Source organism: Mucilaginibacter sp. P1_A3, from assembly GCF_056406855.1.
In genome coordinates this window covers 62672-82893 of record NZ_JBFTZJ010000015.1, presented here as the reverse complement: position 1 = coordinate 82893, position 20222 = coordinate 62672, and the positions used below count along the sequence as shown (strand labels likewise).

The following is a 20222-nucleotide window of genomic DNA, read 5'->3' as shown; positions in this document are numbered from 1 at the left end:
GCTGATAAAAAGTTTGAGAAGCGAGTAGGAAAGAGTTAAGAATCAAGACAAAAGTTAAGTATGGTTATTGAAAGCTCAGCAAATTGACAGAACCAATGAACATTGAACCAACGCGATGATAAAAAATTATTTAAAAATAGCGTGGCGCAATCTTGTTAAGAATAAGGCGCACTCGTTTATAAATATTACCGGTCTTTCGGTTGGCCTGGCTTGCAGCCTGCTTATTTTATTATGGGTGCAAAATGAGCTGAGCATTGATGGCTATCATCAAAATGGCGACCGGCTATATAAAGTTTATGAACGGGAATATTATGATCATAAAATAGATGGCAATTATGATACACCGGGCATGATGGGCGCCGAATTGAAAAAAGGACTGCCCGAAGTGGAATATGCCATCAACATGGAGGATGGAAATGATGATCACACTTTTAGGGTAGGTAATAAAATATTGAAGGTGAATGGCACTTTTGCCGGGGCCGATATTTTTAATATGTTCAGCTACCCGCTTGTAAAGGGCGAAGCAGGTACGGCATTAAATTCGCCTTTGAGCATGGCTATATCGCAAAAAATGGCAGCTATGTTTTTTGGCAATCCCGATATGGCCATGGGCAAAACCATCCGGTTTGAAAACAAGAAGGATTTTACAGTTACAGCTGTATTTAAAGATCTGCCGGAAAATACTTCACGGAAATTTGAATACGTAATTAATTGGGACGCCTATTTAGCCGAAAATCCCGGTTCGAAAAGTTGGAATAACAGCGGGCCTTTAACGTTTGTAATGCTACGCAAGGATGCAAACCCCGTGTTGGTAGATAAGAAAATAACACACTTTTTAGATACTTACCGGACCCAGGAAAAAAGCTATCGTGTTGAACATGGCCTGCAGCGTTTTGACCAGGTTTACCTGCACTCCAATTTTGAGGATGGCAAAATAACCGGCGGCCGTATTGAATATGTACGTCTGTTTAGTATCATAGCCTTATTTGTATTGCTTATTGCCTGTATTAATTTCATGAACCTTACAACAGCACAATCTGTTAAAAGGGCCCGGGAGATTGGAGTACGCAAGGTAATGGGCGCTGTAAGAGGCGTGTTGATCAGGCAGTTTATTGGCGAATCGTTACTGCTTACCATGCTGGCTGTTTTAGTTGCATTGGTTTTAACGGCTGTGCTTTTGCCGGCATTTAACCAAATTACCCAAAAGCAAATAGTTATGCCTTTAGGAGAGGCTTCTTTCTGGCTAAAACTAATTGTAATTACGTTAATTACCGGCTTAATTTCTGGCAGTTACCCGGCCCTTTTCCTGTCATCATTTAACCCGGTTAAAGTACTGAAGGGGACATTAAAGCTTGATGCCGGTGCGGTATGGTTTCGCAAGGGACTGGTTGTAATGCAGTTTATATTGTCCTCTGTATTGATCATTGCTACCATAGTTGTATCAAAACAGATAAGCTTTATCCAAACCAGGAACCTGGGTTATGATCGTGAAAACCTGGTGTATATTCCTATCGAGGGCGATTTGGGTGCCAAATACGATATTTTTAAAAACGAAGCTATGGGTATGCCCGGTATTAAATCGGTTAGCCAAATGTCAAATAACCCTACATTTATTGATAATAGTACTATTGGTGTTACCTGGGAAGGTAAGGACCCTAACAACACGGTGGCTTTTCCGAATATTGCAGTTGGGTATAATTTTGTGCATACCATGAAGCTGAAAATGTTGTTGGGGCGCGATTTTTCTGAAGATTACCCTACCGATTCCAATAACTATATCATTAACCAGGTAACGCAGCAAAAATTAGGTTTTGCAGATCCCGTTGGAAAATCGATAACGATGTGGGGGAGGAAAGGAAAAATTATCGGGCTGGTAAAGGATTTTCATTTTCAATCACTACATAAACAAATCCTCCCGTTGATCATTCGCCCGGTTCGGGGAAAACTGGATCGCGGCAACATCCTGGTACGCACGCAGCCAGGAAAAACAAAAGAGGCATTAGCAGCCCTTTCAAAACTTTGTAAAGAGATAAATCCAAATTTTCCTTTCAACTATAATTTTTCTGACGAGCAATATCAAAGACTATACAAGAGTGAACAGATCGTTGGTCGCCTGTCGAACATATTTGCGTTCCTGGCCATATTTATATCGTGCCTGGGGCTGTTAGGTTTAGCCATGTTTACGGCCGAACAGCGGATTAAAGAAATAGGTGTACGCAAGGTACTGGGAGCGAGTATTGCATCCATATTCGGATTACTGTCGTCAGAGTTTTTGGCCTTGGTAATAACTGCGATGCTCATCGCAACGCCTATTGCCTGGTACGCCATGAATAGCTGGCTACAAGGTTTTGCTTACCGCACTACTATACAGTGGTGGATGTTTGCCCTATCGGGAGCACTTATAGTATTAATAGCCCTGGCAACAGTAAGTGTACAGGCCATAAAGGCTGCGTTGGTTAACCCGATAAAAAGTTTGAGAAGCGAATAGAAAAGAGTTAAGAATCAAGACAGGGAACAAGACAGGGAACAACAGGGAAGGGCTGAAAGAACGGCTTGAGAAGCGAGTAAGGAGCTGAAAGCCGAAGGCTTAAAGCTAAAAGCAATGGACAGGATTATATTATATAAAAGGCTTTAGGCTTTTGGCCTTTAGCATTAGGCTTAAAAATCAACACGATGATAAAAAATTATTTAAAAATCGCATGGCGCAACATTGTAAAAAATAAGGTTCATACCTTCATCAATGTGGCGGGGCTTTCTGTTGGTATGGCGGTGGCCATGCTTATCGGGCTGTGGATCTGGGATGAACTATCCTTTGATAAGTATCACCAAAACTATAATCATGTGGCGCAGTTGATGACCACTCAAACGGCCAACGGCGAAACGGTAACTTTCGGATCAACCGTGGTGCCGCTTAGTGCAGAACTGCGAACCAAATACGCGGCCGATTTTAAAATGACTGCCCTTACTTGGGAAGGTACACATATACTGGCCGTTGGCGATAAAAAAATCTCGCAAAACGGAATGTGGGCCGAGCCTGATCTGCCATCTATCCTCTCATTAAAAATGATAAAAGGGAGCTATGCCAACTTTAAAGATCCTTCATCTTTTGTATTATCACAATCTGTAGCTATAGCCCTTTTTGGCGATGCCGATCCTATAAATAAGGTAGTACGGATTGATAACAAAACCGATATGAAGGTAGCCGGCGTTTACCAGGATCTGCCTCATAATACCACCTTTTATCCAACTAAATTTATGCTGCCCTGGAGCAGCCCGGCAAATTGGTGGAACACGCAAAGTGGTGCATGGGATAACCATGGCTGCCATTTATTCGCACTGATGAACGCGAATGCCGATTTTGATAAAGTATCGGCAAAGATCAGGAACATTACCAAGCCTCATTTTAAAATGAACGACGAGGTAATGCAGATACATCCCATGGCCAAATGGCACTTGTACAGCGATTTTAAAAATGGTAAAGCAGTTGGCGGCCGTATTGAGCTGGTATGGTTGTTTGGGATCATCGGCACGTTTGTATTGCTGCTGGCCTGTATCAATTTTATGAACCTGAGCACCGCCCGCAGCGAAAAACGTGCTAAAGAAGTGGGAATCCGCAAAGCGATTGGCTCTGTTCGCTCGCAACTGGTGAAACAGTTTTTGAGCGAATCGCTGATGTTTGCGTTTTTGGCTTTGGGGGTTACGTTTGTTGTTGTTTTAGTGGCTCTGCCATATTTTAATAACCTTGCCGATAAGCAAATTGCCATGCCATTTGCTAACCCCTGGTTTTGGGCAGCCGCTTTGAGCTTTACCTTTTTTACCGGAATTATTGCAGGTAGCTACCCTGCATTTTACCTTTCGGCCTTTGAGCCAATAAAAGTATTAAAAGGAACTTTCCGCGTTGGGCGCTTTGCTTCGCTGCCACGCAAGGTTTTGGTGGTTGTACAGTTTACGGTATCTATTGTGCTCATTATCGGCACCATTATCGTTTTTAGGCAAATTCAGTTTGCGCGCAGCAGGCCTATCGGCTATACCCGCGAGGGCTTAATTACGGTTGGTATGAACACCCCTGAAATTTATGGCCACTATGAAGCCATGCGGAACGACTTGATCCAAACGGGCGCGGTTGCCGATATGACGGAATCAAACAGTTCAACAACCCAGGTATGGTCAAACAATGGTGGCTTTGAATGGGCTGGTAAAGCCCCCGGCTTCGATCCAACATTTGGTACCATTGCTGTAACTTATGATTATGGTAAAACTGTTGGCTGGAAGATAATTGAAGGCCGCGACTTTTCAAGAAGTTTCCCTACAGATACCGGGGCGTTTATATTAAATGAATCGGCAGTAAAACTAAGCGGACTTAAAAACCCTATTGGCAAAATCATGCATTGGGCAGGTAAAAATCACGTAGTAACCGGTGTGGTAAAAGATATGGTAATGGAATCACCATATAAATCTACTATCGCTACCGTTTTTCATATGAATCCGACCTGGGTTAACGTCATCACCTTGCGCATAAACCCTAAAATGCCTATGCGTGAAGCCTTAAGCAAAATTGAGCCCGTATTTAAAAAATATAACCCCGGCAGCCCCTTTGAGTTTAAATTTAATGATGATGAATATGCGCACAAGTTTAGCGACGAGCAGCGCATAGGTAACCTGGCTACCGTGTTTGCGGTGCTGGCCATCTTTATCAGTTGTCTTGGCCTGTTTGGGCTGGCCTCGTTTGTTGCCGAACAACGCATAAAGGAGATAGGGGTGCGTAAAGTGCTTGGTGCATCGGTAGCAAACCTGTGGCGTTTACTTTCAACAGAGTTTGTGGTGCTGGTGGCTATTTCATTACTTATTGCAATCCCTGCCGCTTATTACTTTATGAGTGGCTGGCTTCAGCAATACCAATACCGGTCGCCAATATCCTGGTGGATTTTTGCACTATCTGGTACCGGGGCAATTGCCATTACTTTAATTACGGTAAGCTTTCAGGCCATCAAAGCAGCGCTGACTAACCCGGTTAAAAGCCTGCGCTCGGAATAGAGTCAAGAATTAAGAGTCAAGAATCAAGACAGAAGTTAATTGGGGTTATTACAGGCTCCACAAACTGACAGAACCAATGAACAAGTAAACTAATGAACCAACAGTGATGATAACAAACTATCTGAAGATCGCCTGGCGAAACCTTACCCGTAACAGAGCGCATACTTTTATAAATATAACTGGCCTTTCGGTGGGTATGGCTGTGGCTATGCTTATTGGTTTGTGGATATGGGATGAACTATCATATGATAAATATTTTAAAAACTATGACCGCATTGTGCAGGTTATGCAGCATCAAACCTTTAATGGTAACGTAGGCACACAATCGGATATACCTATGCCATTGGGTTATAAACTGCGGGATGACTATAAGAATGATTTTAAGTACGTGGTACTATCTACCTGGACATACGCACACATTCTCGCATTCGGTGATAAAAAATTAACCCAACAGGGAAACTATATGCAGGCCGAAGCGCCAGACCTGTTCACCTTAAAAATGATCAAAGGCACACGATCGGGGCTAAAAGATCCATCGTCTATCATTCTCTCTGCATCACTGGCTAAGGCCCTTTTTGGTGATGCTGATCCCATGTTTAAAGCCTTAAAGATCGACAATAAATGGAACGTTAAGGTTACCGGCGTTTACGAAGATCTGCCGCATAATAACAGCTTAGCTGAAATAACATTTATTGCACCCTGGGATCTGTACATGACTACCTATGAAAAAACAAACATTACAAAATGGGGTAATAATTCATGGCAGCTATTTGCACAGCTAAGCCCCAATGCAGATATAAACAAGGTATCGGCGAGGATAAAAGATTTGAAACTGAATGCTTTTACCGCTGAGGGCAATAAGCTGGGTTTATCTTTTAAGCCAGCTGTGTTTTTGCACCCAATCAGCAAATGGCATTTATATTCGGAGTTTAAAAATGGTATTAATACCGGTGGTGCCATACAATTTGTATGGATGTTTGGCATTATTGGTGTATTTGTATTATTGCTGGCTTGTATCAATTTCATGAACCTAAGCACGGCCCGGTCCGAAAAACGGGCCAAAGAAGTAGGTATACGCAAAACGGTAGGATCGCTGCGAAGCCAGCTTATTGGTCAATTTTTGGTAGAGTCGGTGCTGATCTCGGCATTTGCGTTCCTGTTTTCCATACTTCTTGTACTGCTTATTTTACCCTGGTTTAACCAGGTAGCCAATAAAACCATGCAGGTATTATGGGCCAACCCGATGTTTTGGGTACTGGGAATTGGCTTTAGCCTGGTAACCGGCCTTATTGCGGGCAGCTATCCTGCCTTTTACCTGTCATCGTTTAAGCCGGTGAAAGTTTTAAAAGGAACATTTAAGGCCGGGCGTTTTGCTGCTTTGCCGCGTAAAGTATTGGTGATATTGCAATTTACGGTTTCGGTTACTTTAATCATAGGTACTATCATTGTTTTCAGACAGGTGCAATTCACCAAGAACAGACCAATAGGTTATGATCGCACCGGCCTTATACAGATAGAAATGAAAACGGATGCCATTCATCAGCACTTTACAGCAGTAAGGAATGACCTGCTACAGTCGGGAGCGATAGTTGAAATGGCCGAGTCTGATAGTCCGTTAACAGGAGTATATTCCAATAATAGTGGCCTTACCTGGAGGGATAAGGACCCCAGTTTACAGGATGATTTTGGCACTGTTGCTGTGAGCCCCGAATTTGGAAAAACAGCTGGCTGGAAACTTACCGACGGACGCGATTTTTCAAGAGATATTTTAACAGATTCATCTGGAATAGTACTGAATGAAGCGGCTGTAAAATTCATGAACTTTAAACACCCGGTTGGCGAAACCATTAAATGGTACAAAACTTTTAAAGTTATAGGCGTAGTGAAGGATATGGTTATGTCATCACCATATGACCCCGTAAAACCAACTATATTTTATATAATTCCCTACGCTCCAGGGATAGTTAATGTCAGGCTGAACACCGGCAAAAGCGCCAGCGAAGCATTACATAAAATTGAAGCTGTATTTAAACAGTATGACCCGGCCAGCCCTTTCGAATATAAATTTACAGATGATCAATACGCCCAAAAATTTGCGAATGAAGAGCGTGTTGGCAAGCTGGCGGGTTTCTTTACCCTGCTGGCCATTTTCATTAGTTGCATGGGCCTGTTTGGTATGGCATCGTTCATGGCCGAGCAGCGTACAAAAGAGATTGGTGTGCGCAAGGTGCTTGGTGCATCAGTATTTGGTTTGTGGCGCTTACTGTCGTTAGATTTTGTGGTGCTGGTTTCTATATCATTACCGATAGCTATACCAACGGCCTACTATTTTATGCAAGGCTGGATAAAGGATTACAAGTACCACGCCGAGCTTTCCTGGTGGATTTTTGGGGCGACTGCCATCGGTTCTATCACGATCACCCTGCTTACGGTAAGCTACCAAAGTATTAAGGCCGCTTTGATGAACCCCGTAAAAAGTTTGAGGAGCGAATAACAGCAAAGAATTAAGAATTAAGAGTCAAGAGTTAAGACAGCGGCGGTAGGAACTGGGGCGGACAGAAAGGTATTAATGAACAAGTGAACCAATGAACTAATACAGCAATGATAAAAAATTATCTGAAGATCGCCTGGCGAAACCTTACCCGTAACAGGGCGCATACTTTTATTAACGTTGCCGGCCTATCGGTGGGTATGGCAGTGGCTATGCTTATTGGTTTGTGGATATGGGATGAGTTATCATATGATAAATACTATCAAAGCCATGACCGTATTGTGCAGGTAATGCAGCATCAAACCGTTAACGGTAATGTGTTTACCCAAACCGCTATTCCCCTGCCTTTAGGTGCAAAACTGAGGCAGGATTACAAACGCGATTTTAAATACGTGGTATTATCGACCTGGACAGGCGGTCATATCATTGCAAATGGTAATAAAAAACTAAAGCAGCAGGGTAACTATATGCAGTCCGAAGCCCCTGATATGCTCACTTTAAAAATGCTGAAGGGAACCCGCTCTGGCTTAAAAGATCCATCGTCTATTTTGCTTTCAGCATCACTGGCTAAGGCATTGTTTGGGAATGCCGACCCCATGTTGCAGCCTGTAAAAATTGATAATAAATGGAACGTTAAGGTTACCGGCGTTTATGCAGATATGCCCCATAATACCAGTTTTAGCGAATTGGCTTTTATTGCCCCCTGGGATCTGTACATGACCACCGAGCCGTGGTTAAAAAGAAATATTGCAAATTGGGATAATAATTCATGGCAGATATTTGCTCAGCTGGTCCCCAATGCTCATATAGATAAGGTATCTGCTCATATAAAAAACATAAAATGGGATGCTATTATTGCCGAGCGGGCCAATAAGTTATTTCTCGCTTCTAAACCCGCCATTTTTTTACATCCAATGAGTAAGTGGCATTTATACTCGGAGTTTAAAAACGGTATTAATACAGGAGGGGCTATACAATTTGTATGGATGTTTGGTGTTATTGGGGTATTTGTGCTGTTGCTGGCCTGTATTAATTTCATGAACCTGAGCACTGCCCGCAGCGAAAAAAGGGCAAAAGAAGTAGGTATTCGCAAAACGGTTGGCTCATTGCGCAGCCAGCTCATAGGTCAGTTTTTTCTCGAATCGCTATTGATCACCTCATTTGCCTTTTTGTTTTCAATATTGATTGTACAGCTTATTTTGCCATGGTTTAACCAGGTTGCTGATAAAACCATGTATATACTTTGGGGCAACCCGGTGTTTTGGCTGTTAGGTATAGGCTTTAGTTTGCTAACCGGGTTAATAGCCGGCAGTTATCCGGCCTTTTACCTGTCGTCGTTTCAGCCTGTAAAAGTGCTGAAGGGGACATTTAAGGCGGGTCGTTTTGCGTCTATTCCCCGTAAGGTACTGGTGGTTTTGCAGTTTACTGTTTCGGTTACTTTAATTATAGGTACTATCATCGTTTTCAGGCAGGTACAGTTTGCCAAAAACAGGCCAATTGGTTATAACCGTACCGGGCTGATACAGGTTAGTATGAATACTGATGATATTCATAAACATTTTAGCGCTGTAAGGAATGAGCTGCTTCGATCGGGCGCGATAGTTGAAGTTGCTGAATCTAACAGCCCGTTAACAGCGGTATGGTCAAACAGCAGCGGGTTTAGCTGGAAAGATAAAGATCCCAATCTGCAGGATGATTTTGGAGTTATACCGATAAGCCCCGAATTTGGAAAAGTGGCCGGATGGCAAATTACTGACGGTCGTGATTTTTCGAGAACGATTTTAAGCGATTCATCGGGTGTAATACTGAACGAGGCAGCAGTGAAATTCATGAACCTGAAACACCCTGTAGGTGAAATTATAAAAAACGGAAGTCAGGGTATTAAGGTCATCGGTGTTATAAAGGATATGGTAATGTCATCGCCCTATGAACCTGTAAAACCAAGCATGTTTTTTATGATCAATTATGCAGGTGAGTTGATTGATATCAGAATAAACCCTAAAATAAGCGCCAGCGAAGCATTGGGCAAAATTGAACCTATATTTAAGCAATACAACCCGGGCAGCCCCTTTGATTTTAAGTTTACAGATGAAGAGTACGCCCAAAAATTTGCGAATGAAGAGCGTGTTGGCAAGCTGGCGGGATTTTTTACCCTGCTGGCTATTTTCATTAGTTGTATGGGCCTGTTTGGTATGGCATCGTTTGTGGCCGAGCAGCGTACTAAAGAGATTGGCGTGCGCAAGGTGCTTGGCGCATCAGTATTTGGTTTGTGGCGCTTACTGTCGTTAGATTTTGTGGTGCTGGTTTCTATATCATTACTGATAGCTATACCCATCGCTTACTATTCTATGCAAAGTTGGATAAAGGATTACAAGTACCACGCCGAACTTTCCTGGTGGATTTTTGGGGCGACTGCTATCGGTTCTATCACGATCACCCTGCTTACGGTAAGCTACCAAAGTATTAAGGCCGCTTTGATGAACCCGGTAAAAAGCTTGAGGAGCGAATAACGAATAATACAATAAAAATGAAAAATACAATTCGCGTTTTTTTGATCCTGCTAACAATGATTGGTAGCCTGGGTAACATGGCCAAAGCGCAGGATACTGTTCTTCGAATACCCGTTAACGCAAGACTCGACTCTTTAAAGTCGGGTATATTAAACCAGGAAAGGCTTATACAGGTATTTATTCCACCCAAATATAAACCGGGGAGTACCGATAAATATGATGTGCTGTATGTGCTTGATGGTGGCAACTGGAATACAGGTTTAATAAACGAGGTTCAGCGCTTTTTAGAGGGAGAAGGCAATATGCCTCCAACCATAATTGTAAGCGTTTTGGGTATCGACAGAAACAAAGACCTTACCCCAACTCATTTAGAAGGTTGGAAAACATCGGGAGGGGCAGATAAATTCCTTGGCTTTATTAAAAATGAGTTGATCCCCTATGTTGATAAAACATACCCCTCCAATGGCGATAATACGCTTTGGGGGCATTCATTGGGTGGCTTGTTTGTGATGTACGCGCTGTTAAATGAGCCAAAAGTGTTTAAATCGTATATCGCGGTCGACCCCAGTTTTTGGTGGGATAATAACTATCTGCCAAAAATAGCGGCCGGTAAGCTGCCCGCCTTAGCCGGTTCAAATACCACACTTTTTATAAGCGGCCGGGAAGGTAAGGATGGTAAATCGATGAAAATTGATACCATGGATACCATTCTTCAAAAAAGTGCTCCCGCAAGTTTAGCCTGGAAAATTCTGATGTATCCCGATGAAACACATAGTTCGGTAAGGCTGAAAAGCATTTATGACGGGTTAAAGTTTACCTATGCCGGCTCCTCCGGTTCTATTGAATTTCACCCGATGAATGGTATTGTTTTGAAAGAGAAACCCATTAAAATATGGTATTTTAACGATACCACCAAAGTGCGTTATACGCTTGATGGAACAGTCCCCACCATCTTATCTGCAAAGGCACAGCCCGAGATAACCTTAACCGGCGCTGCCACGATTACTTTTAAACGTTTCACCCGGCGTAACCGCTATGATAAAACCTCAACGGGTAATTTTACTGTCGAAAAAATGCTTCGCCCTGTTTCAAAGCAGAACAACGCAAAACCGGGCGGGTTTAACTTTGCCTATTATGAGGGAGAGTGGGATAAATGGCCGGATCTTAAAAACGTAAAACCTACGAATACAGGGATAACAAACAAAGAGTTTGATGTAAATAATCTTCCGCGGAAAAATAATTTCGCCCTGGTTATTGATGGATTATTGGAAGCAAAGGAAGATGGTTATTATATTTTTGCATTAGATGCCGACAACGGATCAAAACTATCTCTCGGTAATAAGCCATTGATAATTACGGATAGTTTACATCGCGACGGAAAATCATTCATAATGCCGCTAACAAAGGGTTTTTACCCTTTCAGGCTGGAGTACCTGCATAAAACCGGCGACCGTAAATTGAAGCTGGTGTACCTTACTCCCGGTAGCATGGCTGCTAAAAATCCTGTCACAATCCCCCTGGATTTGCAATATAACCGTAATTAGTGGGGAACGATTGATAAAAGAAAAGATCCGGTATTTTCACACCGGATCTTTTCTTTTATTCTTTCTTTTTAGCTTTCAGCCATCGGCTTTAAGCTAATTAGCAGTATTGCTCAAAAGCACCGATCAGGTTATCGGCTATCATTTGTGCTGGGCGGCCTTCTATCTGGTGACGCTCAATAATGTGTACCAGTTTGCCATCTTTAAATAAAGCCATTGCCGGTGATGATGGAGGATAAGGCAACATGTAGTTACGTGCAGCATCAACAGCCTCTTTTTCCATACCTGCAAAAACAGTCACAAATTTATCTGGGTGTTTCTCATTGGCAGCAGCAATCCTGGCAGCAGGACGCGCGTTAGCAGCAGCGCAGCCGCATACAGAATTTACCATTACAAACACAGTTCCTTCGCTTTCAATTGCGTTTTTTACTGCGTCGGCATCTTTCAACTCCTCAAATCCTACCCTGGTCAAATCTTCCCGCATTGGGGCAACTAAATATTCTGGATACATAATGTGTTTCTTTTTTACAATTTATCAATAACAAAAATAAGAAATGATTAACAGTTTACGTTTAAAAAACGCAATAATAACATTTTGCTGACTATATACATTTTAACGTAACCATCAGGCGATAAGTTGTTTGTTTATAATCATATTGATTTATACACAGTAATAGTTATATTGCAGACCCTAATTAATTGATTTTGATGAAACAAAAGACATCTGATATCAGTACTGTTGTTATTATTAACAAAAATCAACAGCCTACCCGTTCTTTACAAATAAAAACAAAACACCTGAGCAGGCTTAAGCATTATGCGCTCGGCATCTTGTCGGTAATAGTGGTTTTGGTGGGATGTATTATTTATTTAAGATCGCAAAACACGCAGCAGGAAATTGAAAAGCAAAAACTGCTACAGCAAATAGTAAAGCTTAAGGGTGCCATCCCGGTACAGGTTGTGGCGCCGGCCAACAATAAAGAAGGGAGCGCACAATCCTATATTCAGGCTATTGAAGGCAAGTTAAAAACCATCAATGATTATTTACGCCGTCGTGGACTAAAAGGTTTCAGCACCAAAGGGCTTGGTGGCGATAGCAATGCCGAAGGTAAAAAACTATCAGACAACGAAGTCTACTCCCTGTATAACGATTACCTCAATCACCTAATGGGTACCATTGCTTTTACACCAATGGGATACCCCCGCATCAGTTCATTCACCTCGTTTTTTGGTTACCGCAGCGATCCATTTGATACCGGTAATGCCGAGTTTCATCCGGGTATTGATTTTAAAGGCAAACGGGGTGATGAAGTAAAATGTACCGCAAGCGGCAAGATAGTTTTTGCAGGCTGGGCTGGTGGTTATGGCAACTGCATCCGCATTCAGCACATCAATAATATCCAAACCGTTTACGGGCACCTATCCAAAATAAAGGTAAAAGTAGGGCAGGAAGTAAACGTAGGCGACGAGATAGGCCTGGTAGGGTCAACCGGCCACTCCACCGGTGCGCATTTACATTACGAGGTACGCGTGAACGGCAAACCTGTAAACCCCGTTAAATATCTAACACTGAATAAATAGTGAAAGGGGAGTGGTGAATAGTGAGTAGAAAATCTTCTCGCCAATTACTAACCACTCACCGTTCACTGCTCACCATTTCACCCCTCACAACAACATGTCTATTTTCGGAAAAAAAGATAAAGTGGCACTTGATCTTCAGGCAATATCAACCCTTATAAGCGAGGGCAGTATTTTAGATGGCAGTTTGAATGCACCTGCATTTGCCCGTATTGATGGATTGGTAAATGGCGACGTAACGGTTGACGAAGGCCTGATCCTTGGTGAAAAAGGGCAGGTAAAGGGTAACATCATCACCAAGGAGATAGTTGTTTACGGCACCGTTAACGGCGATATCCAAACAGGATCCCTGGAAATAAAAGCAAGCGGCGAAATTACCGGCAGCATAAAAACCCAAACCCTGCTGGTTGAAACAGGCGGCGTTTATAATGGACAGTTAACCATGCAGGCGGCAACGAAATAGGGGAAGGTGTTTTTTTAATTTCCCCTATTTGAAAATACTTTGTGTGTGCACATCTTTTTTAATAAAAGAAATGACAATTTGGTTTTGAAGTTTGGCTTTTGCGCCACGCTCAGTCTCTCCCTTGCTCACTCGACAAATCTGTTTATAAACTTTTTCTTTCACCCAAGCTTTTCCTGCCCCGCTCTATCGAAATGGGCAATTCGATTTTTACAACTTTTCGTATAACAGCAAATGCCCACTATTCTTCATTTCATTTTCACAAACTTATAAGTTAAATTTGCATCAAAATTGAAATGATATGTCATCAGTAGAAACAGCATTTGTTAAATACAAAGTAAAAGACCTTTCGTTAGCCGAATGGGGCCGCAAGGAGATTGAACTGGCCGAGGCTGAAATGCCGGGCTTAATGGCTTTACGCCAGGAGTACGGACCAAGCCAGCCTTTGAAAGGTGCACGTATTGCAGGCTGCCTGCACATGACCATCCAAACAGCTGTATTAATTGAAACATTGATTGAGCTTGGCGCCGAAGTTACCTGGTCGTCATGTAATATATTTTCAACCCAGGATCATGCCGCCGCCGCTATTGCTGCTGCAGGTATTTCTGTTTATGCCTGGAAAGGTATGAACGCCGAAGAATTTGACTGGTGTATTGAGCAAACCTTATTTTTTGGCGAAGACCGCAAACCATTGAACATGATTTTGGATGATGGCGGCGATTTAACCAACATGGTATTAGACAGGTTCCCGGAACTGATCGCCGAGATCAAAGGTCTTTCTGAAGAAACTACTACAGGTGTTCACCGCTTATATGAGCGCATGAAAGCCGGTACATTGCCAATGCCTGCAATTAACGTGAACGATTCTGTTACCAAATCAAAATTTGATAATAAATATGGTTGCCGCGAATCGCTGGTTGATGCTATCCGCCGTGCAACAGACGTGATGATGGCCGGTAAAGTAGCCGTAGTATGCGGTTATGGCGACGTAGGTAAAGGTTCTGCCGATAGCTTAAGAAACTCTGGTGTGCGCGTTATTGTTACCGAAATTGACCCTATCTGCGCATTACAGGCAGCTATGGAAGGTTTCGAGGTTAAAAAATTAGGCACCGCCATTAAAGAAGCCGATATTGTGGTTACTGCAACAGGCAACAAAAACATCGTTCGCGAAGAGCATTTCCGTGCCTTGAAAGATAAAGCCATTGTTTGTAACATCGGTCACTTTGATAATGAGATTGATATGGCCTGGTTAAATGGTACTTACGGTAATACCAAAATTGAAATTAAACCACAGGTTGATAAATACACCATTGATGGCAGCGATGTTATCGTGTTGGCCGAAGGCCGTTTGGTTAATTTAGGTTGTGCTACAGGTCACCCAAGTTTTGTAATGAGTAACTCATTCACCAACCAAACTTTGGCCCAGCTGGAGCTTTGGACAAACAATGCAGCTTACAAAAACGAGGTTTACACCTTACCAAAACACCTTGATGAAAAAGTAGCCCGTTTACACCTTGCTAAAATTGGTGTAGAGCTGGAAGTACTTGATCAGGATCAGGCTGAATACATCGGCGTAACCGTTGATGGTCCGTTTAAACCGGAATATTACCGTTATTAATTTTTAAGTGAAAGGCAAAAGCCGAAAGGTTTTTGCATGGATATATAAAAGGCATGGTTTTAGGATCATGCCTTTTTGTTGACAGGCAGATGGGGTTAATTTACGAATGCCGCCGGTTCTGCTACTTTCGTAAAGGAGGTGTTGTTTATTGCACAACGCCATCTCTTAATGAACAAACAAATTAAGTTATGCTATGGTTACGATACACTTACACCGGGTATGAGGGAACGATATCATGTATTTTTAATGGTATTATATTTATCAGCTTTAAAAAACATTATGGTAGTTAATGTTATTTTTAATATGCAGGTTAACAAAACTGCATGAAAAAATATCTGCGTTTAATAAGCGCCATTATATTTTCACTGATTACTACAGTTGGTGCGCGGTCCGCGCAGCAGGTAAAGCATATATTATCAACAACGGCTACGCCGCAAATTATTGTTGGCGATGTATCAGGCGTCATTTCGGCCTGTGCCGGTACAGCATCTGTAAGTCCGGCTATCCAGCAATTCCCGGTTTCGGGAAGTGGTTTATCTGCCGATGTAACGGTTACAGCCCCCAATAATTTTGAGATTTCGCTTGTTGCCAATGGAACTTATAGCAATAGTGTAACGCTTACCCAAAACTCCGGACTGATCTCCAATATAATCATTTATGTGCGATCATCGGCGCAGGCCGTAACAGGCAATATATCCGGAGATGTCATGCTAAGTTGGGGTTCGGTTAGCCAAACAGCAAAGGTAACTGGTTATATCACCGTGTTACCTGTGGTTGATCCGGTCGCTAATCAAACCAAACAAAACGGGCAACTTACAGATGCCGTTAATTTTACCGGTACAGCAGGCAGTTACGCTTGGACAAATGACAATACAACTATTGGTTTAGCCCCCAACGGTACCGGGAATATCGGCAAATTCATTGCGGTAAATACAGGCACCATGCCTGTTACTGCTAATATTACGGTTAGTCCGGTGCCCGCAAACTATGCCTATGCGCCCAACGCTTTATCAAATTCGGTTTCATTAATAAATACCATTACCAACAAAGTAGAGCAAGATATCACGCAAGGAATACCGGATCATTCAAACCCGTCGAGGGTGGTGCTGAGCCCCGATAAAAGCCTGCTTTATGTGGCCAATCCGGGCTCAAATACAGTATCTGTAATCAGTACCGCTACCAATAAAGTACTTACTGCTTTTGCCGCAGGGGTTAACCCAACAGGCATGGTGATAAGTCCAGATGGCAGCAGGCTGTATGTTACAGGTGGTACATCTAACCGCTTAAGCGTTATCGATGCCAATACACACGCCATTGTAAAAACGGTTACAACCGGCCTTAACCCTGCTGATCTGGCCATCAGTGCCGATGGTAAAAAACTATACATCATCAATGAGGGTTCAAATGCAGTTCAGTTTTATGATACTGCCACTAATATCTTTGAATATGGTTTAGTTACCGGAATAACCCCAAACAGTATCACCATAAGCCCGGATAACAAGAAGCTGTATATAGCCAATTATAATTCACATGATATAGCTGTGGTTGATATTGCCAGCAGGTTACTTACTTATAAAATTGACGTTGCAACGCCGGCAGGGGGCATTGCCATAAGTCAGGATGGCACCCGGTTATACGTATCAAACATAACAACAAAAAAGGTTACCGTTATCAACACGTTAGCCAATAACATACTAACTACCGTAGATGTTGGCGATAACCCGGCCGGTATTACCATTAACAGCGACGGAAGCAAGGTTTACGTGGTTAATTCGCTTTCGGCTTATATATCGGTTATAGATGCGGCAACCAATATAGCTACACAGCAAATCCCTGTGCAACCCGGCGGAAATTTCATGGCTATATTTAGTGATAATTTATGCGCCGGTTTGCCGGTGCAGTTTACAATCACTGTTGATCCTTTGCCAACGCCTCCTGCAACTCCGGGGGATATCAGCATTCCCAATAGCTTTTCGCCAAATGGCGACGGCAGAAATGATCTGTGGGAGATAAAAAATTTAAGTGCTTACCCTCATGGTACAGTTGAAGTATTCAACAGGTACGGGCAAAGGCTGTTCAGATCAATTGGTTACAATATAGCCTGGGATGGTACTTTTAAGGGACAGCCCGTTCCGGAGGGTACCTATTATTATATTATCAATCTTAAAAATGGCAACAAATCGTTGTCGGGGAGTGTAACCATCGTCAGGTAATCGGGGCGGGTTGAAAAAAGGGGTAAAAAAAGAAAATAGCGGACGTGGTGCCGTCCGTCGGCTGACGGATCGGCATTCCACAGGACAGATAAACCACCTGCAATGTTCGCTGCTTAATATCTCCGCTACTTGATACTAATTACTTGCTACTAATGTGGGCGTTCCCTGCGGGCCGGGTTTTACGCTCATACTACACAGGCCTTAATCACTTTGGCCGGTATCCGCTGCACCCCTAACGCAAGAAAGGGATGACATCGGGCGCCGGTAAAAAAACTAAATGTTTCGGACTCGTTAAATAGACTGTAATTTCCTAAATTAGAAAAACCTAACCAATTAGAAAACATGGAGATAATAGCCAAAATTTTAGTAGGACTCGTTGCAGTCGAACACTTATATATCCTTTATATGGAGATGTTTGCATGGGAAACGCTTGGCCGAAAAACATTCAAGGGCGCTCTTCCCGATAGCTTATTCTCCCCGACAAAAGGACTTGCCGCTAACCAGGGCTTGTATAATGGTTTCTTATCTGCAGGTTTAATCTGGACCTTCTTTATTTCGGATAAATTATGGGCGTTTAACATCAGCGTGTTTTTCTTAAGCTGCGTAATTACTGCAGGTTTATACGGAGCGCTTACAGCAAGCAAAAAAATATTTTTTTCACAGGCATTGCCAGCAATTATTGCTCTTGCTTTTGTGTTGCTTAGTAGGTAATAGGCTTTACAGGATGCTTCAGCCAGTTAAAGGAAGTGTACTGCATCAAACCTAAACAACTTTGAAAGTATAATCTTTCTTATCAGCCTAATATTCATATGCTAATTATCGTTTTCATCCTTATTATTACAACTACGTTATTACTGGCTAAACATACCAGGAGTCCCCAAATATGGAAGTTTTGTTGGATAAACTTTTTGATTATTTTAACCTATAATTTAACAGGGTGGTTGTATATCATCAATTTTTTAAATGCCGGAGGCGGGAGTTTAGGGCCCGGACTGTTGTTGATGTTTATTACCGCATTACATATTGCACTACTGTTAATAGTTATTATAGTGATGACAATGAGAAAGGCCGTAAAAGAACAGCTACGATAATGAAATGACCTGTGAATTTTAAGTTTTGTACATTCGGTCGCCTTATGAAATCACTTTTAACATTAATGTTCGTAGCTGTAATGACAACAATTTGCGCCCAGGAGCAATCAACAATGAAAGTAAATCCTGACGCCCGGCAAAAGCTCAGCCAGTTTATTCAGCAATCGAAATTTGACGGCGAGCCTAATACCTCATTTAATGGTCTATCGAATCCCAAATTAAAACCTCAGTTGAATACCCTTTTAAACCTGGCCGCGAAAGATTTTTTAGCAACAGTGAGTATGCATCCAACCGAAAAGAAATTCCAGGATAATATAAAAAAGGGTTTAGACAGGTTTAATACTTACGCTGATGAACTGGATACGGAAGACAAGGAAAGGATATGCCATTATTTTGAAGAGTTAATGGATTGCGTTGGCCTGCAAAGCTCCAATGGTCTGTTAAATAAATGGATTTACGGTTTTGACCCGACAAAGAAGAATTAGGCTCAAAACGACGATAATTTCAGGCTGATACCAGTTAATAACATACCGCGTCCCGAGTACCCCAACGCATATGGCCGGCGTTGCATACTCGCGCCAGTCAGCGATAAGATTCAATTAAATATAATTCAAGCCAAATGAAATTAACTTACAAAGTTGAGAAAACAACTTCGACAGATATCTCAATCTTAATAAATAAAGCTTTTTTCTACTTAAAAGAGTTAGATTACCGTATCACGAGTAATAAGAATAATAACATCACTTTTAAATTTGGGGGCGGTTTGAGCTTTGCACCAAGAGGGCAAAATATGAATAGGGTAGACAGCGGCATAATTGAATTCGATCGACTGAAACAAGAAAATGTTGTTAAACTAACCTATTCGATATCTATAACACTTCAATTGTTATTCACACTCCCTCTTTTGATTATAGGTGTTTTTAAAGGTGTGTTTATGCTTGTTGGGATTGTAGCCCTTGTCGTATGCATAATCTCGTTCTTTATTACTAAAGTGAGGGCAGAAGAAATGATAAATGAAATACTAAATAGAGCTAAAAATGACAGCATTGTGGCGTAATTCCTAAACGCTACATAGCCCGTCACGAGTACCCCAACGCACATGGCCAGCGCTGCATACTCGCGCCAAATAGTGTCGGGGAACTTTACGACCATAACGGAAAGTCTACTTTTCACATCACCGTGTCCGGTCAGATCAATTTTGCAGCGCATTTAAAAAAAAAACACATACAACTATTCAAAAATGCATTAGCTTAAACAAATTAACTAATTAAACCCCGGCGAAAATGCAGAAAAACGCCGGAGTAATAATTTATGTGCAGTTTAACTGTTTATTTATAAACCAGAATCACCAGTTCAAGTACCTTTACATAACTCAAAACGATCTTTGACCGCACCGCATTGAGCTGTTTTTTACAGATCCGGAAAATGTTGCGGTGATTGGTGCTATCCTTGTCCATCAGGTCGTAACACTCTGTAACTTCTTTTACGACGCTTTTCTTGATTTGTTCATCGAGCCAGGTCTTGACCTTTGCATTCAACGCTGCTTTATTAAACATCCTGCTACTTTATTTTATAATGGCACTAATATACGGCTATTTGAATTCAGCACCCCGGATTATCTAAATGATCAAACATATGCTAAAGTGCATGACCTATAATCTTAAGGCTTTAGAGATTTATGCTCCA

Annotated in this window: 14 protein-coding genes; 12 read left to right on the top strand and 2 right to left on the bottom strand. The window is 42.1% G+C overall.

The genetic code is table 11. The annotated features are described in order from the left end of the window. The first annotated feature begins 115 nt into the window (after positions 1-115). The 5 genes from AC1D0K_RS27180 to AC1D0K_RS27160 all read left to right on the top strand — a co-directional run bounded on the left by AC1D0K_RS27180 (position 116) and on the right by AC1D0K_RS27160 (position 11579). On the top strand, positions 116-2488 hold the full coding sequence (locus tag AC1D0K_RS27180) for an ABC transporter permease (protein ID WP_477392038.1): 2373 nt from the start codon (positions 116-118) through the stop codon (positions 2486-2488). Between the two features lie 185 nt (positions 2489-2673). Continuing rightward, positions 2674-5034, top strand: coding sequence for an ABC transporter permease (locus AC1D0K_RS27175; protein WP_477392039.1), 2361 nt, complete (start codon positions 2674-2676; stop codon positions 5032-5034). Between the two features lie 106 nt (positions 5035-5140). Continuing rightward, a complete protein-coding gene (locus AC1D0K_RS27170; protein WP_477392040.1) occupies positions 5141-7528 on the top strand; it encodes an ABC transporter permease in 2388 nt (795 codons plus the stop codon). A gap of 107 nt (positions 7529-7635) precedes the next feature. Then, complete coding sequence (locus tag AC1D0K_RS27165; protein ID WP_477392041.1) at positions 7636-10035, top strand: ABC transporter permease; 2400 nt, start codon at positions 7636-7638, stop codon at positions 10033-10035. Positions 10036-10052: 17 nt separating this feature from the next. Further along, on the top strand, positions 10053-11579 hold the full coding sequence (locus tag AC1D0K_RS27160) for an alpha/beta hydrolase-fold protein (RefSeq protein ID WP_477392042.1): 1527 nt from the start codon (positions 10053-10055) through the stop codon (positions 11577-11579). Between the two features lie 97 nt (positions 11580-11676). Here the strand turns inward: AC1D0K_RS27160 and AC1D0K_RS27155 are convergent, their stop codons facing one another. Next, positions 11677-12087, bottom strand: coding sequence for a BrxA/BrxB family bacilliredoxin (locus tag AC1D0K_RS27155; protein ID WP_477392043.1), 411 nt, complete (start codon positions 12085-12087; stop codon positions 11677-11679). 197 nt (positions 12088-12284) lie between these two features. Between AC1D0K_RS27155 and AC1D0K_RS27150 the strand changes: the two genes are divergently transcribed. The 7 genes from AC1D0K_RS27150 to AC1D0K_RS27120 all read left to right on the top strand — a co-directional run bounded on the left by AC1D0K_RS27150 (position 12285) and on the right by AC1D0K_RS27120 (position 19593). Beyond that, the gene (locus AC1D0K_RS27150; RefSeq protein ID WP_477392044.1) at positions 12285-13157 is read left to right on the top strand and encodes a peptidoglycan DD-metalloendopeptidase family protein; all 873 of its coding nucleotides are present in this window, start codon (positions 12285-12287) and stop codon (positions 13155-13157) included. A gap of 94 nt (positions 13158-13251) precedes the next feature. Next, on the top strand, positions 13252-13617 hold the full coding sequence (locus AC1D0K_RS27145) for a bactofilin family protein (RefSeq protein WP_295715960.1): 366 nt from the start codon (positions 13252-13254) through the stop codon (positions 13615-13617). A gap of 298 nt (positions 13618-13915) precedes the next feature. Then, the gene (gene ahcY / locus AC1D0K_RS27140; protein WP_295715964.1) at positions 13916-15232 is read left to right on the top strand and encodes an adenosylhomocysteinase; all 1317 of its coding nucleotides are present in this window, start codon (positions 13916-13918) and stop codon (positions 15230-15232) included. A 323-nt stretch (positions 15233-15555) separates the two neighbouring features. Next, on the top strand, positions 15556-17445 hold the full coding sequence (locus tag AC1D0K_RS27135; RefSeq protein ID WP_477392045.1) for a T9SS type B sorting domain-containing protein: 1890 nt from the start codon (positions 15556-15558) through the stop codon (positions 17443-17445). A gap of 342 nt (positions 17446-17787) precedes the next feature. After that, positions 17788-18156 carry a DUF1304 domain-containing protein gene (locus tag AC1D0K_RS27130; RefSeq protein ID WP_295715968.1) on the top strand — a complete coding sequence of 123 codons (369 nt, stop codon included), beginning with the start codon at positions 17788-17790 and terminating at the stop codon, positions 18154-18156. A 424-nt stretch (positions 18157-18580) separates the two neighbouring features. Then, positions 18581-19021, top strand: a complete 441-nt coding sequence (locus tag AC1D0K_RS27125) for a DUF4844 domain-containing protein (RefSeq protein WP_477392046.1) — start codon at positions 18581-18583, stop codon at positions 19019-19021. Between the two features lie 134 nt (positions 19022-19155). Beyond that, positions 19156-19593, top strand: a complete 438-nt coding sequence (locus tag AC1D0K_RS27120) for a hypothetical protein (protein WP_477392047.1) — start codon at positions 19156-19158, stop codon at positions 19591-19593. Positions 19594-19864: 271 nt separating this feature from the next. Here the strand turns inward: AC1D0K_RS27120 and AC1D0K_RS27115 are convergent, their stop codons facing one another. Continuing rightward, entirely contained in the window at positions 19865-20092 is a 228-nt protein-coding gene (locus tag AC1D0K_RS27115; RefSeq protein WP_477438865.1) for a hypothetical protein, read from the bottom strand. Positions 20093-20222: the final 130 nt, after the last annotated feature.